Consider the following 25,046-nt stretch of genomic DNA (forward strand, 5'->3'; position numbering starts at 1 on the left):
TGCATTTTATCACGGGCGCTAACTCCTTGAATCACTCAGGATAATTCAGTGGGAGAGAAGCAGCAGACTAAGTTCGCGACGTCCTAGGGCGGGGACTGGGACTGCGATTACTCGCCCCATCGTAAAGAGTTGTGCGTCGAAAACTCCCACTGAATAAAGATTCGTTTTATAGAAAGAGCAGTTCCTTCAGAATGAAGAAGAACTGCTCTTTCTCAGTTTAATCAACAAGTTTAAAATAGTTCTCTCCAAGAATGGATTCCATCTGATATGAATCTTGAGAGAGTTCTTTTTCTACAAAAGCAGGGATATCTTCCTGCTGGATATCATACATTTCTTCAATTTCCTTGGAAAATAAAAGCTTTTCTGTATTTAATAAATGGGAAAGTGCAGGCTGCGGTTTCGATTTCATATTTTCTTTATCTACTACCTGTTTTAATCCCTTTACATAGTATTCAAATGGACGGCCGCCAACAATTTTTACACCTTTATTATCATTGTTTACCATAACAATCGTTGGAAAATCACGAACTCCTAAGCTTGCCACCTGTTGGAAATCTTCCTCAAGTAATTGTTGTCCAATGGGCTGTTCAGATTCTTCCACAGCTGGTTTATAGAAGCCGTTTGCCGGATCAATGGGGCCGTCAAGCATTTTTCCAATAAACCGCCCATCAGTGGGTGAAAATGAAAGTAATCTCCGTATTGCTCCGTAAAACGGCGTAAAACAGATTCAATTGCCAACAATGGGAGCAGATAGGATCTGTTACGTAATAGAGCGTAATTTTTTTTGGTTTATTAAAGTCAATCATTTCCAGTTCATCTGAATCAGAAACACCACATATACCTTTTTTCACATCACAAACCATGGAATGGTTCTTTTTATCTGTCATTTGAATGCACTCATTTCTTTATTATTTAAGATTTATTAAAAATTAAAATACAGGAGAGTCACATTATTTTGCCTATTAAATAGTGAGTGTTTAAATGGAGTTTATTTTAAAAGGCTCATAAGATATACTGCAAAAAATGTATTGACTTATAAGAAAATTGAATTATAATTGATTTAATTGATAACGATTATCATTATCAATTAAAAATGTGCAAAAAGGATGGGATACGAATTGTTTAAAAATAAAGAAGAAATATATGACATTACTATTATTGGAGGGGGGCCAGCAGGTTTATTCACCGCCTTTTATGCTGGTTTGCGGGAAATGAAAACAAAGATTATCGAAGCTGATAATAAGCTTGGCGGGAAAGTGCACGTTTATCCTCAAAAAATGGTCTGGGACGTAGGCGGAATTCCTCCTGTAACAGGAAGAGAGCTAATCGACCAATCGATCAAACAAGGACTGACATTTGATCCAGCTGTGGTACTGGGGCAAATTGTAACTGACATAGAAAGAAAGGAAGACGACACCTTTATGCTGACAACCAGTGCAGGAGAAATACATTATTCGAAAACGATCGTTGTTGCTACTGGAATGGGTGGTGTTATTAGTCCATTTAAATTGGAAGTGCCACGGGCGAAGGAATTTGAAAGTAAGAACCTTTATTATAAAGTACTCGATGTGAATGAATTCCGAGGAAAATCGCTGCTTATATCAGGAGGCGGTCCATCCTCGATTGATTGGGGCAATGATTTATCACCAATAGCTAAAGACATTACATTAATTTACCGAGGAGAGGATTTAAGGGGATTAGAATCAACCAAAACAAAACTTATAAACAATGGAGTGAACATCCTATTTAGTACAGAGATTGACAAGCTTATAGGTGAAGAAGAACTTTCAGAGGTGGTTCTGTACAATAACAAAACAAATGAAAAGTTTACGATGCCAATTGATGTACTACTGGTAAACCACGGATATAACAAAGACAATTATCTTTTTAATAATGAAGAAAATAAAACAGGGTTGGAATTAGGGGATTATTTACAGGTGATGAGCGATGCGTTTGGAAATACAAACCTGCCTGGAATATATGGAGCTGGAGACTGTGTCTATTATGAAGGAAAATTAAAACTGATTGCAGGTGCTTATCAGGATGCAGCTAATGCAGTAAATAGTGCCAAATTATATATGGAACCAGATGCACATAAAACGGCAATTGTTTCGTCCCATAATGATATTTTGGATGAAAAAAATAAAGTATATTTGTACGGTTAAAAATCTTAGATCAAAAAGAGGAGAAAAACATCATGAAAAAAAGCTTATTCTTTTTAATCAGTGCACTGTTTCTAATTTTTCTGACAGCCTGTAATGATAATGGGCAGGAAGATGATGACGCGGAAGCAAATGGTGAAGAAAGTAATGAAGGAAGTGAGGCGGAAACTAAAACGTTTACGACAGATAGTGGAGAGAAAGTGGAGATCCCGACTGATCCCGAAAGAATTGTTGTACTTCATCCAACATATATAGGTGCCTTATTGAAATTTGGACATGAACCAGTTGGAGTAAGCTTTTATGTTGATCAGGATGAGGTTCTGAATGAAGCAACAGAAGGGATTGAACGAATAGATCCGGAAGATGTAGAGAGCATCATTAATCTAGAGCCGGATTTAATTGTTGCCACAGCGACAGATGCTAATTTAAATAAACTAGAGCAAATTGCTCCAACTGTAACGTTTGATTCAATGATAAGCACATATATAGATAATACGAGATTATTAGGAGAGCTTGTCGGAGAAGAGGAAGAGGCACAAGCTTGGCTGGATGAATGGGAAGAAAAAATGAGCGAGGATGCAGTGGAGTATGAAGATCTAATCGGGAATAGTACACTTTCTATTTTCCAATCAACACCGAAAGGGCTGATCTCATTTAATACGGATTACGGTCGCGGTGGAGAAATTTTATATGATGGCTACGGATTTGTACAGCCGGATACGCTGGCAGAGGTTACGAAGGATCAATTTAATGTAGAGCTTTCCACAGAAGAGCTTCCTGAGTATGCAGGTGATTTTATTGTGTTAGCTACGGAAGGAGAAGAAGCTCCTATAACAGAATCAGCAGTTTGGGAAAATATCGAGGGTGTTCAAGAGGACAGAGTGATTGAATTAAATTTAGCAGTGACACGATATAATGATCCCATTTCATTAGAAGCGCAAAGAAACATGATTAAGGAACAATTGGATGCAATGAAGTAAAATACGAGATCTTAAGATTAATTTAACTATAAAGAGGGAGCACTATGAATCGTCTTACTGGAAGAGATTTAACGATTGCTTACGGGAGTAAGGTTATCATTGAAAATTTAAATATGGAGATACCAGATAAGAAAATAACCTCCATTATCGGTCCGAATGGCTGTGGGAAATCAACTTTGCTGAAAGCATTATGCCGGCTTCTTCCAATAAAAAAAGGAAAAATAGCTTTAGACGGAGCAGATATCAATAAATCGGCTTCCAAGGAGATTGCTAAGAAAATAGCTATTTTGCCTCAATCTCCAGAGGTTGCCAATGGGGTAACTGTCGGGGAGCTCGTATCTTATGGAAGATATCCTTATCAAAAAGGCTTCGGACGTTTGGCTCCAGAAGATGTAGAAGTAATAGAGTGGGCTTTGCAAGCTACTGACATAACCGAGTTTAAACATAGCGTAATCAATGATTTGAGCGGCGGTCAAAAACAACGGGTATGGATTGCTATGGCGCTGGCTCAGAAAACGGATATTATTTTTCTGGATGAACCGACCACATTTCTTGATATAGCACATCAGCTTGAAATTTTAGAATTGATCAAGGAGCTTAACCAGAAACAGCATACAACGATTGTGATGGTGCTTCATGATATTAATCAGGCCATTCGTTTTTCGGACTACATGATAACGATGAAGGATGGGGAAATAATTACACAAGGCAATCTACCAGAGGTTTTATCAAGTCAATTACTTGCTAAAGTTTTCCATATTGATGCGGAGCTGATGGAGGATAAGCTAACCGGAAAACCGATGATAGCAAATTACCAATTAGTTAATAGGAAGTATTCAAAAGTTGAAATTAAGTGAAGAAATGAGTCAGCAGTTATGAAATCAAAGAACAAAAATTCTATTCATTTTAGTGTTATTTTTCCAATTGCCTGTATCATTCTGGCAGTAACATTTTGGATATCTATTATAATTGGTAATGCCGTGATAGATACCTCAGTGATTTTTGATGCGATTTTTAATTATGACCCAATGGATATGAATCACAATATTATTATCGATGTCCGTATCCCCAGAGATATTGGAGCTTTATTGGTTGGCGTTGCTCTGGCTGTTTCTGGTGCAGGAATTCAGAGCGTTACAAGAAACAGCCTTGCTGATCCGAGCTTAATTGGTTTGAATTCGGGAGCTGCACTGATGCTGGCATTGACCTACGCTGTTTCACCTGTTATATCGTTCCCAATATTGATTTTAGCTGGATTTATTGGTGCAATGCTTGGCGGAGCCATGGTATTGATGATTGGACGTTCCAGAAAAGACGGGTTTAATCCGGTCCGTCTTATTTTGGCGGGTGCTGCGATCAGTGCGTTGCTTAGTGCCCTAAGTCAGGCGGTTGCACTCTTTTTTAGATTAAATCAATCTTTAATATTTTGGAGTTCTGGTGGAGTTTCCGGGACTAGCTGGGAACAATTATATATTGGTATTCCTGTGGTTACTGTTATCGTGGTTATCTTTATTCTTTTAAGCGGACAATTATCGATCTTGAATTTAGGTGAATCTGTTGCAAAAGGGTTAGGACAAAATGTGAAGTTAATCCGAACAGTGACGATGCTTTTAAGCATGCTTCTTGCTGGAATCTCTGTAGCAATAGTCGGGCAGATAGCGTTTGTAGGATTAATGATTCCGCATATTGCAAGGTTTTTAGTTGGCACTGACTATAAAAAAGTAATCCCATTGACTGCTATTTTAGGAGGTTGTCTGGTTGTCGGTGCAGATACGATTGCCAGGTTAATGGGGGAAGCACCTGTCAGTGCAATCATATCCTTTGTAGGTGTCCCTTATTTCTTATATTTAATTAAAAAAGGGGGACGTACAATATGATTGATCCCAGGTTGAAAAGAAAGCAGGTAATCGTATGTCTCATTTTAGCAGTTCTCCTTTTTCTGGCAGTCACTTGGAGCATTACTTCTGGGGAATATAAAATGGATTTATCCGCTTATTTGAAAACATTGATTGGACAAGGTGAATTCAAGGACAATTTAATATTAATCGAATTTAGAATACCAAGGACGTTAATTACCTTACTTGCAGGAATGGCATTAAGTATGAGTGGAGCCATTATTCAAAGCATCACCAAAAATCCATTAGCAGAGCCGGGAATCCTTGGTATCAATGCAGGTGGAGGATTTGCAATTGCTATTTTTATTGTTATCGGACAAGTAAACCCCGATACATTTATTTATGTTCTGCCCTTAGTGAGTGCAACGGGAGGAGTATTAACAGCACTGCTAATTTTTCTGTTCAGTTATCATAAAGGAAAAGGAATTAGTCCTGCCAATATAGTGTTGATTGGAGTTGGGTTATCTACAGCACTATCAGGTGGTTCTATAACGCTTATGCGAAAATTCAATGAAGACCAGGCTGAATTTATTGCTACTTGGATAGCAGGGAATATTTGGGGAGATGAATGGTCATTTGTTTTTGCTTTATTGCCATGGATATTGATGATTATTCCATTTTTATTTATTAAATCCAGCAGTCTAAATATTATCAATACCAACGACGAAACAGCAAAGAGTTTAGGAATAAATCTGGATAAAGAAAGGTTTATTTTGCTTATTACTTCTGTTATTTTGTCTTCTGTTACCGTTGCAGTGGTAGGTTCCATTGGTTTTATTGGTTTGATGGGACCTCATATAGCGAAGTCTTTTGTTGGGCCAAGACATCAGCTGTTTTTGCCAATTGCATTATTGACTGGTGCATTTTTACTTGTAATTGCAGATACGATTGGTCAGACTGTATTAGCAGTGGGGTCTATGCCAGCTGGGATTGTTGTGGCGATTATTGGTGCTCCATATTTCTTATATTTGATGTATAAAACGAATTCGATTTAAAAAAGAATGCTTGTTGAATTTTTAATTTTATTGAATGAATTTCATAATTGCTCTTTTTAAAAATACAAAGACGAACCGAATTTTCGAAAGTGTATTTTTAAAAACAAAAATTATGCAGCTGGTTGTTGTTGAATAAGCTCTGCTTGAATACGATCCGCAGCTAATTTGGAAGCATTATAAATCAAAGCGACCATGTCAAAATGAACTTTCGCACGTTTCCCAGTATGACAGCGAACATTGTTGAGCTGATAGAACTCTTTTAAATAAGCGTTGACACGTTCTACTGCCGTGCGTTGTTTGAAGATGTTTTTCCAAGCTTTTGATCCGCGTGCGGGCGCAGTATAACGTCTTAAATCGGTGGTTATTTTGACTTTATACACTTTTTGACAGATACCTTCGTTCGCAAGCGGACAGTCGCTGCATTCTTTTGGTCTCGTATACTTCAACGTTTCGTATTTCGGATCAATGCTGTCATATCGATAGGAGTGTTCCCGAAAACAGGTTGGGGCAAAATGGTTATCGTATCCGATAACTTCTCCTTCATTTCGCTTATTATAGGCAATGACAGACTATTGACCCATGCGGTGAATCTGTTCATAAATCGGCTCGAAATCGTAACCAGCGTCCATCGCTTCATAATCAACAGTGGTCAAAGGGAGACGTTGATCCATTCCCTTTAATAAGGCAATAGCGGGTTTCCGTCATTTAGGTTATCAGAAGAAAACACAGACTGCAGAATATATTGGCTCGATGTACCAACTGCGAGGTGCCCTTTGTAGCCAAACCAAAATTCATTTTTACCATCTGCATTCTTTTTCACACCCCATTTGGGGGCTAGTGGTACTTCTGCACGCAATATGTCCAACGGAACGTCTAACTGTGCTTCGATTTTCTTTTCATACAATGGCAGGTTTGCTTCCTTTTCCATTTATTCTTTAAGGTACTGTTCACGTTCTTCTTTGGATTTACGCCCGCGCTTTTTTGGCGCAGTTTCTGATTTTTCTTCTTTTTTGGCAGAAGCCTTATCTCGTGCTTCAAAATGGGTTGCATCAATGCCAATGACTTCATCGACAATAAACTCTTCTGTGATAGCTGCCAGCGTTACGCTTTCAAAGGATTTCTCTAAAATATCCGACTCACTAAGTTTCGTTATCAGAAGGGAATAGGCAGCTTCTGAAGGAAAACAGAAAGCCGCAGTTCAATTTAAAGATAAAGTCATCATTTAGACGCTTGATTAAATCTTTGATGGTTGGGATACGCTCAATATAGCGAATAAAAAAGGAAATAATCATCCCTGCATAGTTGAGTTCAACAGGCGCTCCCAGCCGGGATTTCTTATTCATTGCATGATAAAAACGATCCAGGTCAATCGCTGAAATAATTGCTTCATATTTTTGGTAGGTTCCATGTCATATAATTCTTGGATGCCAAATAGGCTTGGTTGGCGTATAATGGTCATAAGAAGTACTCCTCCAGTCTTTTTATGGTTTTCTAGTCAACTACCATTATACAAGATTTGGGAAGGTACTTCTTTTTTTTATGTTTCAAAAAGCTTGGGACACAAGGACTTTGAATTATGAAATTCATTCTATTAATTAAAGATATAAGAGAAAACTCAGGAGTATATGAAGTAAATGTACGATTATTTCATTGATAAAATGTATAAATGAAAAGTAATAAGAAATGAATAACAAAGATGCTAATTCTTTGAAGAGCATAGAGATATCCTAGTTGCAAAATAAGGATATCTCTTTTTTATACGATAGAAAAAGTATAAGAAAACTACCGATTTAAGAAACTTTGCCTAAGTTCCCTACATCCCAGGAATGGGACTGCGCTTACTCGCCCCATCGAGAACATTTGTGGATAAAAAGTGAAACTTAGTTATTTTTATTGAAAAGATAAATAACTTTATTATATAATAACAATATAGAACAAAAAAGAACATTTTCGAACATTAGGAGGTGAACAAACTGAAGGAGATAAGACAAAGTAAAATCCTTCAATTATTAGATGAAAAAGGATTTATAAATGTAAATGACACAGCAGAATTGCTGAACGTAACTAAAATGACAATTAGAAGAGATTTATTAGAGCTCGAAAAACAAGGTGAAATCACGAGAGTCCATGGTGGCGCAAAAAAAATAACAAAAGAAAAATTTATTGAACTTTCCCATTTAGAAAAAAAGACCTTAAACGTTGAAGAAAAAAAATATGCTGCTAAGAAAGCAGCAGAATTAATAGAAGAAAATGATACTGTTTTTATCGGACCAGGGACGACTACTGAATTTATTAGTGAGTTCATTAGTGTTGATTCAGCAACGATTATTACGAATTCCATATCTATCTTCAATACGTTTCAAAATAAGGAAATGTTTGATGTTGTTCTAGTTGGAGGAAGGTTAAGAGAACGCACTAAAACGTTCGTAGGTTATTTTACTAGTAATTGGATTAAAGATATTAAAGTTCAAAAATCGTTTATTGGAACAAATGGTATTTTTGGAAACAATATAACAACTGCGGATGAAGAAGAAGGAGCGTTACAACGAACAATTATAGGAAATTCACATCAAAATTATATTGTAAGTGATAGTAGTAAATTCGGCGTCGAAGCACTTCAGGTTATCTGCCCAGTAAATGATGTGACAGGAATCATTACGGATAAAAATATTTCAAAAGAAATTGATGAATATTATAAAGGTAAAATAATTAATTAAACAGGAATGGAGGAGATCCTTTCATGAGAGTTTCTATAGGTAGTGATGTAAAGGGAACTGTTTTAAAAAATCACTTGAAAACCCATTTAGAAAGCTTGGGTTATGATGTGACAGATGTAACCCAAGATAAGGAGTTAGATTTTTTTGACGGAGCAACCAACGTTTCACAATCAATTTTAAATAAGGAAGCAGATCGTGGAATTATTATCGATGAATACGGTGTAGGTTCATCTATCGTTGTCAATAAATATAAAGGCATTATTTGCGCAAATGTTGCTGATGAGCATTCTGCTGAAATGACGGTACACCATAATAATTCATCAATTATAACGCTTGGATCCGGAATTGTTGGAAGAAAGTTGGCAGAAAAAATATGTGAGGCTTTTGTTAGTGCAGATTATGATGGTGGACGCCATCAAATTAGAGTAGATATGGTAAATAAAATGTGCTAGGGAGTGATAATAATGAAAATTTCAATTGGTTGTGATCACATTGTTACAGAAATCAAAGATCATTTAGTCAATTATATAACGGAAAAAGGACACGAAGTCATTGACAATGGCACATACGATAAAGAACGCACACATTATCCTATTTACGGTAAAAAAACAGCCGAGAAAATTTCCTTTGGTGAAGCAGATTTAGGAATTGTTGTTTGTGGTACCGGAGTTGGAATTTCGGTAAGCGCTAATAAAGTAAAAGGTATCAGAGCTGCATTAGTGAGAGATATCGAAACAGCCAGATATGCTAAAAAACATTTGAATGCAAATATTTTGGCAATAGGAGGGCGCATTGCAGGATTAGGAGTAATTGAACAAGCAATTGATACCTTCTTAGAGACCGAATATGAAGAAACAAAAGAGAGTAAAGAAATCATTGAAAAAATCGAATCGATTCCAATGAATGAGGATTTAATTGGTGATGAGCATTACTTTGATGAATTTGTGGAGAAATGGAACGATAGTGGTTATTAGTAATTAAAATATAGATTTAAGCTGAGTAAAAGGAGGAATTTACTTGGATTCAATTAAATCATTATTTGATAGAGAGCTAATTTTTATAGAAGATGCACAGGATCAGGAAGAGGTATTTAATCGTATTGGGAAAATTCTATATGAGAAAGAGATTGTTCATGCTGATTTTATAGAGGGTCTCATTGAACGCGAATGTGAACATCCTACAGGACTGGATTTAAGTCCTGTAGCTGATGATATTTCTAATGTGGCAATACCTCATACAGAAATAGAATATTGTAGGAGTAAAAATATTGTGTTTGTCAAGTTAAACAAGCCTATCATGTTTTATAACATGATTGTTCCAGAACAGAAAATTGCAGTGAAGTACCTGTTTTTTATTATTAATAATGAAAAATCAAATCAGACAAACGTTCTTTCAGAATTAATGGGATTCTTAACTGTGCCTGAAAATATAAAACACTTAGAAACACTTAAAACGAATGATGACATTTATCAATTTTTAACTAAACAAATGATTAAAAATTAAGGGAGTGCTTAAAATGATTAAAATTCTAGCAGCATGTGGAGCAGGTATTAATTCAAGCCATCAAATTAAATCAGCAATTGAAGAGGAAATGAAAAAACGCGGGTATAATGTACATGTTGATGCAGTTGTGGTGAAAGATATTAATGAAGATATGATGAATCAATATGACATATTTGCACCTATTTCGAAGACGAAATTTAGTTTTGAAGTTAAATTACCTATGATTGAGGCAGGACCAATTCTTTATCGTATACCGGCTATGGCAGACCCTGTTTTTGATGAAATAGAAAGCGCTATCAAAAGTATGAATAAATAGATTCATAGAAACCTACAAAGGGAAGTGATCTTTTATGTTAGATGCTGTAATAGAATTTGCAAACGCTATTTTCCAGCCCATCATAGATTTAGGAGCAGCTCCAATGATGTTCATTCTGTTGTCTTTATTGGCAATATTAATGAGGGTCAAAATTAGTAAAGCACTTGAAGGTGGTCTGAAATTAGCGATTGCTCTAACTGGTATAGGGGCAGTCATTGATATTCTAACAGGAAATTTTGCACCTGCGTTACAAGATTTTGTTAAGTCAACAGGTATTGAGTTAACCATTACAGATGTTGGTTGGGCACCACTAGCTACGATAACTTGGGGATCAGCATATACATTATTTTTCTTGCTAATTCTCGTCATCGTCAATTTGGTCTTACTTGGAATGAATAAAACAAATACGTTAGATGTAGATATATTTAATTTCTGGCATCTTTCCATTATAGGGTTACTGGTTATATATTATTCCAATAATCTATTGGTGGCAACGTTACTAGTCATCGTTCTAGGAGTTATGAAATTTATTAACGCAGATCTGATGAAACCGACGTTTAATGATTTATTAGAAATGCCTGCATCAAATCCGACAACAACAACTCACTTGAACTTTATGCTTAATCCATTAATTATGGTTTTCGATAAGTTATTTGATAAATTTCTTCCTTTTCTCGATAAATATGATTTTGATGCGGCTTGGTTAAATGAAAAAATCGGATTTTGGGGAAGTAAGTTTGCAATTGGTATTTATTTAGGCGCATTCGTTGGATTGTTAGGTCAACAACCGATAGCAACAGTATTCACGCTTGCGTTTATTGGTGGTGTGTCACTTGAGCTCTTTTCTATTGTCGGGACATGGTTTATTTCAGCAATGGAACCGATTTCAAAGGGGATCACGGACTTTATGAGTAAAAGATTGAAAGGCAGAACTTTCAATATTGGAATTGATTGGCCGTTTTTAGCAGCGCGTCCTGAAATGTGGGCAGCTGCAAATGTAATCGCTCCAATTATGCTTTTTATCGCATTAGTTTTACCTGGCAACGGTATTCTTCCTTTGGGTGGTATTATTGCAATCGGTTTAACTCCGGCTTTATTAGTAGTATGCCGAGGGAAAATTTTACGAATGATATTGATTGGGACAATTATGGTACCTGTATTTCTGTGGTCTGGAAGTGCTATAGCACCATTTGTTACTGAGATAGCTTCCTCAGTAGGGGCAACGCCAGCAGGTGTAGAGGGCGGCTCTCTCATCACGCATTCTACCTTGGAAGGACCGATTGAAAAATTCATAGGTATTTTAGTAGGGAAAGCAAGTGCAGGCTTTAATCTCACTTCCATCGCGGCGGCTCTAGGTGCAATAGCAGGATATATACTTTTGTTTGTATGGTATTACAGACAAATGAAAAAAAGAAACAAGCAATATGAAACAGAACAAGAAGAAAACTAATTTACTAAATAATTTTAAAAGGGTGAGCCTCTCACCCTTTTAGGATGTAAAGCAGGGTTAAAAGAATATGGACTTCGCTGACATATTGACATATGGATCAAATCGCTTGCAGAGGATGGAAAAGGTCATAATATGAATGGCTTCAAAAGCTGGCTTGATTTAAATAAAGTGAGAAAAGATGATGAAGGATTCAACATCTCCATGGACAACATTTATTGATTGAGTAGCAAAGTAATCTTCATCGAGACAAATTTAATATTCAACCATATTAAATAGAAAGGAAGGATGATATGAACTTAATCTCTATTGATATGGATGGCACTCTATTATCGGATGACGATACCATAAGCCTAGAAAATAAAAAAGCAATTTATGAAGCTCAAGAAAAAAATAATATAATTGTAATTTCGTCAGGTCGATCACTTCATGATATGCAATATGTTTTAAAGCAGGAGAAAATTAAATGTCCATTTATAGCCGGGAATGGGGCAACGACATTTTATACTGGAAACATACTTCAACAATTTATTTTACCTTCAACAGTTCTTAAAAAAATAATAAATACGATTGAAAAAAATAATATGTTTTACAAAATTTATACGAATCAAGGCGTATACATCATGGAAGAAAAAAAGAAACTGCTTTATCAAGAAATTGCCCAATTTGAACAGGATTTTACTAAAGATCTTTATTTACGCAAAACCGATGAACAGTATACGCAACAAGGACTTGTAAATGTACCCAACTTTCATACAATTGATTTTTCTATAATGAGCCCGTATAAAGTATTTGTTTTATCATTTAATCGTAAAAAATTAGAAAAACTTTACACAGAGTTAGCGAAATTAGGAAATATATCAATGACTTCGGCAGGAAGAGAAAAGCTTGAAATTGCGCATGGACAGGTTAGTAAAGGAAATGCATTAAAGTTTATTGCGGAATATTTTCGTGTTCCATTGGAGAATACATTTGCTATTGGAGATAATCTGAATGATATTTCGATGTTTAAAGCAGCAGGGAAAGGAATTGCTATGAAAAACGCGGAACAAGAAGTTATGGAATATGCATCTTTTGTTACGAAAAACTATAATGATAATGGTGTAGCATACGCATTAAGGAATTATATACTAGTATGAAATGAAACATTTATGAAGTACAATAAATAATTTACAACTGAGTCAGTTTTATCACGGAGAACCGCCCGTAAAACTCCGGCCTCAAAATAAAGAGCGAAAATAAATTAATTTAGGCGGGAGATAACGTGCGCTACCTCCCTGAATCACTAAGGCTAATTCAGTGGGAGAATGAAGGGAGCAGACTAAGTTCGCGACGTCCTGGGGTTGGGACTGCGTTTACCAATGTTGTTAGGTTAATCGACCGCTACGGAAAAACACTACGCTTTCCGCGGGCTTGAGCTCAGCCTCCTCGAAAAAAGAAGTTCGCTTTTTTTCTGCGGGGTCTTCCCACTGGGACTGCGATTACTCGCCCCACCGAAGACATTTGCGCTTTCCCACAGGAGTCTCCGTGTTTTTCCTCTGGGACTGCGATTACTCGTCCCATCAAAACCGTCGCTAGATAGATTTTTTGCTATCTGTATTAAATTTAAGAAAGTTCATTAACCTGACAACATTGCTGCGATTACTCGCCCCATCGTAAAGAGTTGTGCGTCGAAAAACTCCCACTGAATGAGGTTTCGTTTTATAATTGCTCTTTTTAATTGGATAGACTCTATATCGTAAAGTTCTTGGACAAAAGATAAACTTTATTGTCGTATAGCAGTCATGAGAAGTACTCCTACAATCTTTTAATAGTTTTGTAGTTAACTACTATTATACAAGATTCAGAGAGTGCTTCTTTTTTATGCTTTAAAACGTTTGGAGCACAAGAGCTTCTAGTGATGAAATTCATTTTACTATATTTGAATGAGTTAATAATGCATTTTTAAGTCAAAAGCTGGCTTCAGAGATGCTTTTTTTATATATTCAATCCTTGTTTTAAACTAGATATATTTACATTACCCATCCTTTTCTTTACAAAACTTAAACTATTATTAACATATTTTTCATGGTACCAAGTTACATTGGAATTGTGCGATAAAAGAAATATAAGGAGGAGTTGGAAATGAACAGAGCTTGGGCAAAAGCTACAAGAAGTTTATGGGTGTTGGTATTAATTAGTGTAATTTCGGTTTTATCGGCTTGTGGAAATGAAGCAAGTAGTGCAGATGAAGTTGATGAGAGAGGCTGGCCAAAGAAGATAAGTTATGGTGTATTGCCAGGAGAAGAAGAAGAGCTTACACGTGCACAAAACATTTTTGTCGAAGATTTGTCAGAAGCATTAGGAATAGAAGTGGAGTTGTATGAAGGAGAAGATTACAACGCCGTCATTGAAGCAATGCGTACAAAAAACTTAGATTTAGCAAGTTTTGGACCATTTTCTTATATTATCGCACAAGAAAGAAGTAATGCAGTTCCGTTTGCAGTACGTGCTGCAAGTGAAGAAGAAGCTACCTATAACAGTTGGATTGTCGTACCAGACGAATCAGAAATACAAAGTCTGGAAGAGTTAGAAGGGAAAAATATATTATTTGCTGACCCTGCCTCTACTTCTGGTCACTTATTTCCGAGGGGAATCTTTATTGATGAGTTAGGGATAACAAATGATGAAGTGGAAAGTTATTTTTCTAATGTATCTTTCTCGGGAAGTCATGATAATTCTATTATGGCGATTGCTGCCGGAGATGTAGATGCTGCTGGAGTATGTTCAAGTTGTGTAGAGCGGGCAATTGAAGGTGGAATGGTCTCGGAATCTGACTTTCGAATCATTGCTGAGTCTGAACCAATTCCGGATAGCCCGCTTAGTTACAGGTCAGATTTACCAGAAAGTTTAGTCGAAGAAATACAAGAATTTGTATACAACTATGATAATGAAGAATTTTTTGAGAAAGCTGGAGATGCAGAAGCACGTTATGTACCTGTTGATGATAGTAATTATGAAATTATTCGTGATACTGCTGAACTATTAAATATGAGCCCGGAAGATTTATTAAGTCAATAAATGTATTAAAAAGGAGCGTTTAACCGATGAATCCAATATTAAAAATAGAAGATGTAACAAAGGTATATTCTGATGGAACAGTCGCTTTAAGTAACGTCAATTTTAATGTATATCCTGGTGAATTCGTTGTAGTAATTGGTTCAAGTGGAGCAGGAAAGAGTACATTGCTTCGTTGTATTAATCGTCTAGTTGAACTTTCTAAAGGGAATGTCATCTTTAAAGGAGAAAAAATCAATAAATCAAAACCGAGACATATAAAGCAGATACGCAGAGAGATTGGTATGGTATTTCAAAATTTTAATTTAATTGATCGTTTAAGTGTACTTAATAATGTATTACATGGACGTCTGGGCTATACAGGAACCATCAAAGGATCACTTGGTATTTTTAGTAAAAAAGATATCGCAGAGGCAGAAATGATTTTAGATAGGATTGGTTTAAACCAACAAAAATATAAACGTGCTGATGAGCTCAGTGGTGGACAGATGCAGCGTGTTGGTATTTCGCGGGCTTTGGCACAAAAACCACGACTTATTTTAGCTGACGAACCGATAGCTAGCCTCGATCCTGCTTCATCTAAAAATATAATGGATCATTTTTATAACATTTGTCAAGAAGACCAGCTGACAGCAATTGTTAATTTGCATCAAGTTGATGTGGCTTTGAAATATGCTACGAGAATTATTGGAATGCAGCATGGTCAGGTTATTTTTGATGGTCATCCTTCACAATTGACTGATAAGGTAATTGATGAAATTTATAATACGAGAAAGCCGCCATTAGTAAATGCTCAATAAGGAAAGGTGATCCATCATGGGGAAAATAAAGCATATAAGAAGGACAAAACGTCTACAAACTATTGTCATTTTCGTTTTTATTTGTGTATTGACAGTGTGGTCAGCTATTGGAACAAACTTTTCCTTTTATGAAGTTTTTTCTGGTGTTGGGTTAATTAGTAACTTTATATTTCTTGATCTGCTGCCACCTGATATAACAGCATCTACTAGTTTATTAGCAGCTATTCTGGAAACTTTTTATATGGGGTTTGTTGGAATGGTCATAGGAGCAGGAATTGCACTAGTTTTATCTTTTCTTGCTGCAAGTACTACTTCACCACATCCTGTGATCCAAGTAGGGGTAAGAGCATTCACTTCGATTATCCGAAATATACCTGGTTTAATTTGGGCATTAATCTTAGTAGCCTCCTATGGTATTGGTGTAACGGTTGGAACGTTATCATTAATTCTAGGTTCTGTCGGATTTTTAACGAGGGTATTCGCTGATAGTTTAGAAGAAATCGATACCGGAAAAATGGAAGCTCTTCATGCAACAGGTTCAAATTATTTTCAAATATTAGCTCAAGGAGTGTTCCCGCAATTCTTTCCAGGATTTATAGCGTGGTCACTTTATAACTTAGAGCTAAATATTCGTGCTTCAACCATTATTGGAATGGTCGGCGGTGGTGGAATCGGCTTTGCTATCCAGAGAGGAATCAAGCTTTTTCAATATAAGGAAGTGAGTATGGCGATTGTTTTGGTGCTGATATTGATTCTATCTACTGAATTTTTAACAAGTAAGATAAGGGAGCGAATTATATGAGTCAGCAATCGGAACAAGACAAGCATAATATTTATCCTATGATGCCAGGTGAAAAAGAGGATAAGATAATAAAACCGAAAAGAGATACCTTTTTAAAAGTTAGTGTCATATGTAGTGTATTCCTTTTTGCAATCAGCCTTTATCAATTGAACATAGATTATAGCAATCTATGGGTAGGCACTGTAGAGTTTTTTATTATGCTAGGTAGGATGTTTCCGCCTGATTTTAGTGAATGGCAATATATAATACCAGCTGCCATTGAATCTCTACAAGTTGCTATTTTAGGAACAGTCATTGCAGTTGTTATTTCTTTAGCGCTAGCTTTTCTGGCAGCTGAAAATTTAAATAATAATAAATTGGTTCCAAGGGTAGTAAAAGGGTTTGCAACCTTGATGCGAGTCATTCCAACAATTATTTGGGCATTGATTTTTATTGTTGCAGTAGGGTTAGGGCCATTGCCAGGAGTTCTGGCTATTGCTGTGCATAGTCTAGGCATGTTGATTAAAGTATTTGCTCAATCCGTTGAGGAAATGGACGATGGGAAAATAGAAGCGTTAAAGGCATCTGGCGCTAACTGGATTCAAATTATTATGCAAGGAGTTATTCCAACTGTCTTTACGGCACTGTTATCCTGGACGATTTTACGTTTAGAGATAGATATTGGTGAATCTACTATTCTTGGTTTAGTAGGTGCTGGGGGGATTGGCTGGGAATTAACACGTGCGATGCGATCGTATGATTTTAATAGTGCTTTGTTTATCACGATGTTGATATTTATCATGATTTTTTCTGTTGAGATGATCAGTAACCGGTTAAAGCTTAGAGTGTAAAATGTGAAAAAGAGAATAGTCTAAAAAGAAAGGTTTCAAATTTTAAATAGGGAGAAAGAAGAAAAAACAGGAGGTAATGGTTAGTGTCAGCAGATATTGAAATGAAAATAACGGATGACCTTATGCAAAGAATTATTGCTAAGAAGTTTAAGGTTGGAGAGAAATTGCCTTCTGAAAATGTGTTGGCGGATCGATATAATGTTCCGAGGACTACGGTTCGCCGGACCTTGGCTAAACTAGAAGAACGTGGTTTTATTTATTCCCAGAGAGGTATTGGCAGATATGTGAAAAATGAATCCTTTCAAGTGGAATTAAATTTAAACGGAAGAACAAGCTTTACTGATAAAATGAATCAGTTAGGTTATCAGCTGGTTACCAAGAATCTAGGCTGTGAACGGATTGAATTTAATAAATTAATTTATGAGCGTTTAGGGGCAACCCTAGAAGATATTGTCTATAAAATTAGCAGATTACGATTAATTCAGGAGGAACCGATTGCTATTCATACCTCTTATGTTAATCAACGTTTGTTTTCAAATATTGGACAGGACGGTTCGACCATTCAATCGATGTATTCTTATTATAGAAAATTTAACTACACGGAGCTTATCAATCGTAATAGCCTGCTTAGTGTCACTTTTCCAACATTGTTAGAGCAAGAATTGCTTTCCAGTAAAAGTATGGAACCATTGATTGTGATAGAAAGCGATTGTTTTGATCTTTATTCTGACAATGTCTTAGAGCATACAAAAGTTCTGTATCGAAGTAATAAATTTAAATATCATATTAGTAGAGAACCTTGATATAAAGTCATTTACAAAATCTTAATAATAATAGTAAGGACAGTAGCTTGGTAACAAGATATGCTGAATGCGTAAGGAGGATTCAAGGAGATGAAAAGAAAACAACGAACGGAAATATTGATCCAAGAAGGTGGTACTTTAGCGAAAGAGTTAGCGGAGATAGTTACGGGAAATTACAAATATCTCGAAATTAAAGCACCTCATTATGGATTGACAATGATTAAAATGAGAGAAACAGCTAAAAAGTCTTTATTTTATCTTGGGGAAGTGTTAGTAACCGAAGCAAAAGTAGAAATCAATAGAACGATAGGTTTAGGAATTGTCATCGGGATGGAGGAGGAGCTTGCTAAGCACTTAGCAATTATTGATGCAGCATACCGAGCGGATCTGCCAGAAACAGTCGCATGGAAAGAAAAATTGAAAGCAGCAGCAGAGAGAAACAATCAACAAAAAGTAAAAGAGCAGGTTGATATTTTAAAAACGAAAGTTAATTTTGAAACGATGGAAGTTTAATATAGTTGCTTGGGGTGATAGGAATGATTATCGACCAAATTCATGATCTACAGCAGGTTTATCGGAAAGTTTTGCACAGTATGTCCAGACCGGGAAACATTTCACAGCTGAATAACATTACAGAGAAAATGGATGAAGAATTACCATGTAATAATGCCTTCTTTTTATGTACATTAACTTTATTAGATGCGGAAGTGACATTTCATGTGGTGGCAAATGAAGAGGATAAAGCAAGGCTAACAGAAATCATTTCTTCTTATACGATGTCACAAACAGCACCCATGGATAAAGCAGATTTTATTTTATTATTGCAAGATACACCAGAATACCATGTAGAGCAAGTTTTAAGAGAATGTAAGATTGGTAGCCTTCTTGATCCACAGCAATCAGCAACATGGATTATGGAGAGTGTTCATTTATCTAATAGTCCTGCCCTTTCCTTAAGTGGTCCAGGAATAAATGGCGTGCAACCATTACAGACAGGAAGCGATGGAGAGTTTTGGAAGAGAAGGAACGAGAGAGTAAAGGAATATCCATTAGGTATTGATGTCATATTAGCTGATTTCTCTAATCAGATTGCCTGTATACCTAGAACAACATCCGTAACAATGATGGAGGTGATTTAATGGGATATGTTGCTGTAAAAGGTGGTACAGAAGCTATTGAAGCATCTTTGGAAAGGTTGAAATATGATCGTTTTAAAGGAGAAGAAGTAGTTGAAATTAAAACTATTTTAGCAACAATGAACCCATTAATAGATCAGATTATGTCCGAAGCAAGTTTATATTCTCCTTTTTTAGCAGCGCTTGCTATCAAGCAGGCAGGAGGGAATATGGAGGAGGCTGTTTTCTTATTACGGGCTCATCGTTCTACCCTTCCGCGCCATTATTATAGTGAAGTTGTTGATACAGAGGATATGTTTGTTGAAAGAAGAGTTTCCGCCAGTTTTAAGGATATTCCAGGAGGACAATTACTAGGTTCTACCAATGATTACACACATCGTTTACTGGATTTTAATTTAGTAAATGAAAACAAAGAAGCTAATCGAGATTGGAAACGGAAATATCGTGAACAAATGAATGCGTCAAATTCGAGTCAGGATCTTCAGTTTTTTCCAAAGGTTGTTGATTATCTACGTGCGGAAGGGTTGTTTGAAACATATTCATTAGATAATACCCCGCCAAAGGATATTACGAAAGAAAGTATTCAATTTCCAACTGAAAGAAGTGAAAGAATGCAAGCTTTAACGAGAGGGCAGACTGGTGCAGTTACTTCCTTAGGCTATGCCTCTTTACGTGGTTATGGGCAGGTCCATCCAACAATTGGTGAAGTAAGAGTAGGCTTGGTCCCGATTCATATTAAGCATCCTTACGAGGAAGAAAGTGAACCAGATGATTTATTTTATATTGGTGATGTCAAATTAACGGAAGTGGAGTCTTTTGTACCAGTATCTGTGAAGAAAGATAATCAAAAAGAAGAATTAGAATTTGAAATTGGTTATGGGATCAGCTTTGGTCAAAATGAAACGAAAGCAATTGCAATGAGTATACTGGATCAATGTTTAGAGAATCCACATGGTGAATTTCCAACACATGATGAAGAATTTGTGCTGTTACATGTTGATTCTGTTGAATCAACTGGTTTTATTTCTCACTTGAAGCTGCCGCATTATGTTACTTTTCAATCTAAATTAGATAGTGCGCGACAGGTGAAGAATGGAGGGAAAACAAATGATGATTGAGCCACATTTTGCCTTTTTTGATGAAGAATCCAAAAAAGAAATAAGGAGAGCAACATTAAAAGCTGTAGCAATACCTGGTTACCAGGTTCCATTTGCATCTAGAGAAATGCCGATAGCAAGAGGGTGGGGAACAGGAGGTCTTCAACTAACGTTTTCTCTCATTGGAAGAAGTGATGTACTAAAAGTTATTGACCAAGGCGCAGACGAATCTGTAAATGCCGTCAGTATTAAGAAGTTAGTGAAACATACAACAAATGTTTCTGTTACGGAAAAGACAGAAGAGGCGGATATTATTCAATCGCGTCATCGAATTCCTGAAAAAGAATTAAGAGAAGATCAAATTCTCGTATTACAAGTACCAAATCCAGAACCTCTACGAAAAGTAGATGCTAGGGAATACATGACGAAAAGAATGCATGCTGAAGATGATTATAGTGGTGCTTGGCTCATCCTATTTGAACAAATTATAAAATATGGCCGGATATCTACTGGAGCATCTCATCCAGTTTACGTAAATGGCAGGTATGTAATGACTCCCAGTCCTATACCGAGATTCGATAATCCGAAAATGCATCAATCCAAAGCATTAATTTTACTAGGAGCCGGCAGAGAAAAGAAAATTTTTGCTGTTCCTCCTTATACAGATGTCGAATCACTAGCATTCGATGATTATCCTTTTACAGTTGAATCCTTTGCAGGCAAAGCATGTGAGCTTTGCGGATCAACGGATGTATTTTTAGATGAAATAATTGATCCAGATACAGGGGAGAGGAGCTATCGATGTAATGATACGAGTTATTGTATAGAACAGTTGGATAGTAAGGAGAAGGAAAAGGTGGGGAGTGAATATGTATGAAAAACCTATATTACAAGTGAAACATTTGCAAAAGCGATTTGGTGCAGGGTGTCCTTACTGCCTAGATAAAGAAAGTCCTTATCTTGAGAAGAATTATTGTACGGTTTGTGGAACGGTGCATGCAGTAAGAGATGTCTCTTTTGATTTGTACCCTGGAGAAGTGCTGGGAATCGTAGGAGAGAGTGGAAGTGGGAAGTCAACCATGCTTCAAGGGCTATATTTTGATAGTGAAATGAGTTCTGGAGAAGTGTATATAAATCAATCGGAATTAGCTGGTCAAAACGTATTGACTCTTTCTTCGCAACAAAAGAGATATATTCGTAACTATATTTATGGGATGGTTTATCAAAATCCGGTACAAGGGCTGAAAATGAAATTCTCTTCTATTGGTAATATTGCTGAAAAAATGATTGCAGCAGGAAATCGTAATGTGCATAATATCCAAAAGCGCAGTGAAGAATTGCTGGAAAATGTATATATTCCTTTAAGGAGAATGAAAGAAGAACCGCAAAATTTTTCTGGTGGTATGCAACAACGTGTTCAGATTGCTAAAGCACTTTCCAATAATCCGCCTATTTTATTTTTAGATGAAGTGACGACCGGTTTGGATTTATCTGTTCAAGCTAGTGTATTGGATTTAATTAAACAAATACAGCGTGAACTGCATATCAGTATGGTCGTTGTTTCACACGATCTTGCAGTAATACGTATGCTGGCAGATCGTTCCATTGTTATGTTAAATGGAGGGATTATTGAGAACGGTCTAACCGATCAAATATTGGAAGATCCGCAACATGAGTATACGCAGCAACTAGTTTATTCATTATTATAGGAGGCCGAAATCATTGTACATTATTCATAATGGAAAGGTAGTAACGGAAAGTACCATACTAGAGAATCATGCCGTGGTCATAAAAGATGATCTTATTCACTCAATTATTCCTGAAGAAAAAGTAAGCCATTTTAAAGAAGCGGAATCTATCGATGCTGATGGGGGATATATTTCGCCTGGATTTATTGATATTCATTCAGATTATATTGAGACTGTAGTATCTCCCAGACCATCGAGTGTAATGGATTTCCAACTCAGTTTAAGAGAGGCAGAGAAGATTTTAATCAGCCATGGTATCACTACAATGTTTCATTCGCTTTCATTTTATCGTAAAGAGATGATGACACATAAACAAATTCGCCACCCTGAAAACATGCAGCAAATGGTAGATACGATCCATCGGTCACAAAATCAATTGCACATGATTCGTCATCGATTACATGCACGATTTGAGTTGGATAATATAGAAGGTATTAATCAGCTAGTAGAAAACATTCATGATGATAAAGTTCATTTATTGTCATTTATGGATCATACACCTGGTCAAGGACAATATCGTAATTTAGAAATTTATCGGGAGAATACGAAGGTCCATCGTAATCTTTCTGATGAAGAGGTGAGTGTATTAATTGCAGAGCGAAAAAGCACCGAATTGTTAACAATGGAGAAAATAACAGAAGTTGCAGCATTAGCACAAAAGAAAGGTATAGCAATTGCTTCTCATGATGACGACAATGTCCAAAAGCTGGATCTGGTAAAAGCCTATGGAACGACTATCAGTGAATTTCCAATTACGCTTGAAATTGCAAGAGAAGCAAAGAAACACGGTCTTCAAACCATTGTAGGCGCTCCAAATATACTATTAGGCGGTTCTCACTCTGGCAATCTATCTGCGAAAGAAGCGATTGAGTGTCGGTGTGCAGATATTTTATGCAGTGATTATTATCCAGCAGCATTGCTTCATGCTATTTTTCAACTACATGACAGGGGAGAGGATTTACATCAAATGTTTATGATGGTGACTTTAAATCCGGCTCAGGCTGTCGCGATGGACAATGAGATTGGTTCCATTAAACAAGGAAAAAAAGCAGACCTGCTTGTCATCAAACGTATGCAGGATGGTTACCCAATGCTTACGAATACAATGGTAAATGGAGAGTTGATGACAACGACGAATTATCGTATGAGTTAAAAGGAGGTCGTGGCATGACAATATTAGAGGTTAATGGATTTGGAAAAGCTTTTACGATTCACCATTTGAATAAAAGGATTCCAGCTGTTGGTCAAGTTCAATTTACACTTCATACTGGTGAATTTATTGGAATTATAGGGAAGAGTGGGAGTGGCAAGTCCACTATTTTAAAAAGTATTTATCGGACTTATCTGCCGGATAGAGGTGAGATTTTATACAATTCGAAACAGTTTGGCAAAATAGATTTAGCTCGAGCAACAGAGCGTGAAATAATTTTCTTGCGTAAGAATGAGATTGGTTATGTATCACAGTTTTTAAATGTTATGCCGAGAACAACTTGCCGGGAGCTAGTGCAAAATGCATTGTTAGAAATGGGTGAAATTAAAGAAAATGCTCAGGTAGAAGCTGAAAAGGTACTAACACACTTTGAAATGGATGCAGAGTTATGGGATAGCTATCCGAAAACATTTTCTGGCGGTGAGAAATTACGGCTGAATATAGCAATAGCTACAGTGAAAAAGCCAAGGTTATTACTGCTTGATGAGCCGACAGCAAGTTTGGACCAAAAATCAAAAATAAAAGTTCGTGAAATGATTGAAAAATTAAAGCACCAAGGAACAACATTAATTGGTATCTTCCATGATATTGAATTTATGGAAGGGTTATGCGATAAAGTATTTGAGATGAAATCCAATAAAGTGTCAGTGGCGTCAGATGGTGTGTTGCATGAAGGCTGATTTACATGTACATAGTCATTATTCTGATGGTTCAGACTCTATTGAAGCATTGATGAAACAAGCAAAAAAAGCGAATATCACACATATGAGTATTGTAGATCATGATACAGTTATTGGGTGGCAAGAAATTAAAAAAGTAGCTACATTATATGGTATTCATGTTATTCCAGGAATTGAAATTTCCGCTTATGATTATAAACGTGGTCGAAAGGTGCACATTTTAGGTTATCATTATCGCACTGATGCACCTCATATTAAGGAAATATGTGATGTATTATTAAAACGGAGACATGAGAACTCGTTATGGCAAATTGATCAAATTAATTCCTTGGATTATCGTCTTGAACGAGATAAAATCATGGAAATTGCCAGTCCATCGAACACTATTTATAAGCAACATATCATGCGTCATATCACAAATAAACCGTATAATTCAAATGACTATCAACAAATATATCGATCATTATTTAAAGGGGAGGGAGTTGCAAAAAAGGATATCGAATATGTCGATGCTTTTGATGCAGTCAAAGCAATTGTTTCAGATGGCGGTATCGCAGTTATTGCTCATCCAGGCCAATTGGATTCTTATGATATTATTCCGGATTTGGCTGAAATAGGTTTAGGGGGGATTGAGTTAGAGCACCCTGATCATAAAGAAGCAGATCGATGGCGAGTAAAAGAACTAGCCGATCAATATAACCTTTTAATGACCGGGGGAACAGACTATCATGGGGTTTTTGGAATAGAAATCGATGTAGGAGCATTAACAAGCCCTACCATTCCGGCACTTGATGATAGAAAGAATGTTTGAGTAGGGTAGACAATTATTTATTTGAACTGAAAAGTTTTCTTTTTTCCGCAACAAAAA

25 protein-coding genes and 2 pseudogenes are annotated in these 25,046 nt (G+C 36.4%); 25 read left to right on the plus strand and 2 right to left on the minus strand.

Going from position 1 to position 25,046, the window contains the following annotated elements:
• Positions 1-217: 217 nt before the first annotated feature.
• Positions 218-887, minus strand: a pseudogene (locus tag BN986_RS26430) (thioredoxin domain-containing protein).
• 231 nt (positions 888-1,118) lie between these two features.
• On the opposite strand from BN986_RS26430, the gene BN986_RS22075 reads away from it, so the two are divergent.
• The 5 genes from BN986_RS22075 to BN986_RS22095 are packed head-to-tail and all read left to right on the plus strand — an operon-like array spanning position 1,119 to position 6,032.
• Positions 1,119-2,165: an NAD(P)/FAD-dependent oxidoreductase gene (locus BN986_RS22075; protein ID WP_244445069.1), complete on the plus strand. Its 1,047-nt coding sequence runs from the start codon at positions 1,119-1,121 to the stop codon at positions 2,163-2,165.
• Positions 2,166-2,197: 32 nt separating this feature from the next.
• Positions 2,198-3,142: an ABC transporter substrate-binding protein gene (locus tag BN986_RS22080; RefSeq protein WP_040984246.1), complete on the plus strand. Its 945-nt coding sequence runs from the start codon at positions 2,198-2,200 to the stop codon at positions 3,140-3,142.
• Between the two features lie 44 nt (positions 3,143-3,186).
• Positions 3,187-3,999, plus strand: a complete 813-nt coding sequence (locus BN986_RS22085) for an ABC transporter ATP-binding protein (RefSeq protein WP_040984248.1) — start codon at positions 3,187-3,189, stop codon at positions 3,997-3,999.
• An 18-nt stretch (positions 4,000-4,017) separates the two neighbouring features.
• Entirely contained in the window at positions 4,018-5,019 is a 1,002-nt protein-coding gene (locus BN986_RS22090; RefSeq protein ID WP_040984250.1) for a FecCD family ABC transporter permease, read from the plus strand.
• Positions 5,016-6,032 carry a FecCD family ABC transporter permease gene (locus BN986_RS22095; protein WP_040984252.1) on the plus strand — a complete coding sequence of 339 codons (1,017 nt, stop codon included), beginning with the start codon at positions 5,016-5,018 and terminating at the stop codon, positions 6,030-6,032. Before BN986_RS22090 ends, BN986_RS22095 begins: the two co-directional genes overlap by 4 nt.
• Before the next feature lie 110 nt (positions 6,033-6,142).
• Here BN986_RS22095 and BN986_RS22100 read toward each other — a convergent pair.
• Positions 6,143-7,491 (minus strand): annotated as a pseudogene (locus tag BN986_RS22100) (transposase).
• A 505-nt stretch (positions 7,492-7,996) separates the two neighbouring features.
• On the opposite strand from BN986_RS22100, the gene BN986_RS22105 reads away from it, so the two are divergent.
• The 20 genes from BN986_RS22105 (at position 7,997) to BN986_RS22200 (ending at position 24,989) form a co-directional block, all read left to right on the plus strand.
• Positions 7,997-8,749 (plus strand): DeoR/GlpR family DNA-binding transcription regulator, encoded by a 753-nt coding sequence (locus BN986_RS22105; RefSeq protein WP_244445070.1) that lies wholly within the window; start codon positions 7,997-7,999, stop codon positions 8,747-8,749.
• Positions 8,750-8,772: 23 nt separating this feature from the next.
• Positions 8,773-9,201, plus strand: a complete 429-nt coding sequence (lacA, locus tag BN986_RS22110) for a galactose-6-phosphate isomerase subunit LacA (protein ID WP_040984254.1) — start codon at positions 8,773-8,775, stop codon at positions 9,199-9,201.
• Between the two features lie 12 nt (positions 9,202-9,213).
• The gene (gene lacB, locus BN986_RS22115) at positions 9,214-9,723 is read left to right on the plus strand and encodes a galactose-6-phosphate isomerase subunit LacB (RefSeq protein ID WP_040984256.1); all 510 of its coding nucleotides are present in this window, start codon (positions 9,214-9,216) and stop codon (positions 9,721-9,723) included.
• Between the two features lie 43 nt (positions 9,724-9,766).
• Complete coding sequence (locus BN986_RS22120) at positions 9,767-10,252, plus strand: PTS sugar transporter subunit IIA (protein WP_040984257.1); 486 nt, start codon at positions 9,767-9,769, stop codon at positions 10,250-10,252.
• Positions 10,253-10,265: 13 nt separating this feature from the next.
• The gene (locus BN986_RS22125; RefSeq protein ID WP_040984259.1) at positions 10,266-10,568 is read left to right on the plus strand and encodes a PTS sugar transporter subunit IIB; all 303 of its coding nucleotides are present in this window, start codon (positions 10,266-10,268) and stop codon (positions 10,566-10,568) included.
• Positions 10,569-10,602: 34 nt separating this feature from the next.
• Positions 10,603-12,018 carry a PTS galactitol transporter subunit IIC gene (locus BN986_RS22130; RefSeq protein ID WP_040984262.1) on the plus strand — a complete coding sequence of 472 codons (1,416 nt, stop codon included), beginning with the start codon at positions 10,603-10,605 and terminating at the stop codon, positions 12,016-12,018.
• Between the two features lie 290 nt (positions 12,019-12,308).
• Positions 12,309-13,154, plus strand: coding sequence for a Cof-type HAD-IIB family hydrolase (locus BN986_RS22135; RefSeq protein ID WP_040984263.1), 846 nt, complete (start codon positions 12,309-12,311; stop codon positions 13,152-13,154).
• 985 nt (positions 13,155-14,139) lie between these two features.
• On the plus strand, positions 14,140-15,075 hold the full coding sequence (phnD, locus tag BN986_RS22140; RefSeq protein WP_052401063.1) for a phosphate/phosphite/phosphonate ABC transporter substrate-binding protein: 936 nt from the start codon (positions 14,140-14,142) through the stop codon (positions 15,073-15,075).
• Between the two features lie 26 nt (positions 15,076-15,101).
• Complete coding sequence (gene phnC / locus BN986_RS22145; RefSeq protein WP_040984265.1) at positions 15,102-15,872, plus strand: phosphonate ABC transporter ATP-binding protein; 771 nt, start codon at positions 15,102-15,104, stop codon at positions 15,870-15,872.
• A 16-nt stretch (positions 15,873-15,888) separates the two neighbouring features.
• Positions 15,889-16,674 (plus strand): phosphonate ABC transporter, permease protein PhnE, encoded by a 786-nt coding sequence (gene phnE / locus BN986_RS22150; protein ID WP_040984267.1) that lies wholly within the window; start codon positions 15,889-15,891, stop codon positions 16,672-16,674.
• Entirely contained in the window at positions 16,671-17,504 is an 834-nt protein-coding gene (gene phnE, locus BN986_RS22155) for a phosphonate ABC transporter, permease protein PhnE (RefSeq protein WP_040984269.1), read from the plus strand. Before phnE (BN986_RS22150) ends, phnE (BN986_RS22155) begins: the two co-directional genes overlap by 4 nt.
• A gap of 83 nt (positions 17,505-17,587) precedes the next feature.
• The gene (locus BN986_RS22160; RefSeq protein WP_040984271.1) at positions 17,588-18,307 is read left to right on the plus strand and encodes a GntR family transcriptional regulator; all 720 of its coding nucleotides are present in this window, start codon (positions 17,588-17,590) and stop codon (positions 18,305-18,307) included.
• 90 nt (positions 18,308-18,397) lie between these two features.
• On the plus strand, positions 18,398-18,820 hold the full coding sequence (gene phnG / locus BN986_RS22165) for a phosphonate C-P lyase system protein PhnG (RefSeq protein ID WP_040984273.1): 423 nt from the start codon (positions 18,398-18,400) through the stop codon (positions 18,818-18,820).
• Positions 18,821-18,843: 23 nt separating this feature from the next.
• Positions 18,844-19,446 (plus strand): phosphonate C-P lyase system protein PhnH, encoded by a 603-nt coding sequence (phnH, locus tag BN986_RS22170; protein ID WP_040984275.1) that lies wholly within the window; start codon positions 18,844-18,846, stop codon positions 19,444-19,446.
• The gene (locus tag BN986_RS22175; protein ID WP_040984277.1) at positions 19,446-20,561 is read left to right on the plus strand and encodes a carbon-phosphorus lyase complex subunit PhnI; all 1,116 of its coding nucleotides are present in this window, start codon (positions 19,446-19,448) and stop codon (positions 20,559-20,561) included. Before phnH ends, BN986_RS22175 begins: the two co-directional genes overlap by 1 nt.
• Positions 20,551-21,417, plus strand: a complete 867-nt coding sequence (locus BN986_RS22180; protein WP_040984279.1) for an alpha-D-ribose 1-methylphosphonate 5-phosphate C-P-lyase PhnJ — start codon at positions 20,551-20,553, stop codon at positions 21,415-21,417. Before BN986_RS22175 ends, BN986_RS22180 begins: the two co-directional genes overlap by 11 nt.
• A complete protein-coding gene (locus BN986_RS22185; RefSeq protein WP_040984281.1) occupies positions 21,410-22,249 on the plus strand; it encodes an ATP-binding cassette domain-containing protein in 840 nt (279 codons plus the stop codon). Before BN986_RS22180 ends, BN986_RS22185 begins: the two co-directional genes overlap by 8 nt.
• Before the next feature lie 13 nt (positions 22,250-22,262).
• Positions 22,263-23,441: a phosphonate metabolism protein PhnM gene (phnM, locus tag BN986_RS22190; protein ID WP_040984282.1), complete on the plus strand. Its 1,179-nt coding sequence runs from the start codon at positions 22,263-22,265 to the stop codon at positions 23,439-23,441.
• A gap of 14 nt (positions 23,442-23,455) precedes the next feature.
• Complete coding sequence (gene phnL, locus BN986_RS22195; RefSeq protein WP_040984284.1) at positions 23,456-24,178, plus strand: phosphonate C-P lyase system protein PhnL; 723 nt, start codon at positions 23,456-23,458, stop codon at positions 24,176-24,178.
• Positions 24,168-24,989, plus strand: coding sequence for a PHP domain-containing protein (locus BN986_RS22200; protein ID WP_040984286.1), 822 nt, complete (start codon positions 24,168-24,170; stop codon positions 24,987-24,989). Before phnL ends, BN986_RS22200 begins: the two co-directional genes overlap by 11 nt.
• Positions 24,990-25,046: the final 57 nt, after the last annotated feature.

Source organism: Oceanobacillus jeddahensis, from assembly GCF_000750635.1.
Taxonomy (GTDB): Bacteria; Bacillota; Bacilli; order Bacillales; family Amphibacillaceae; genus Oceanobacillus; species Oceanobacillus jeddahense.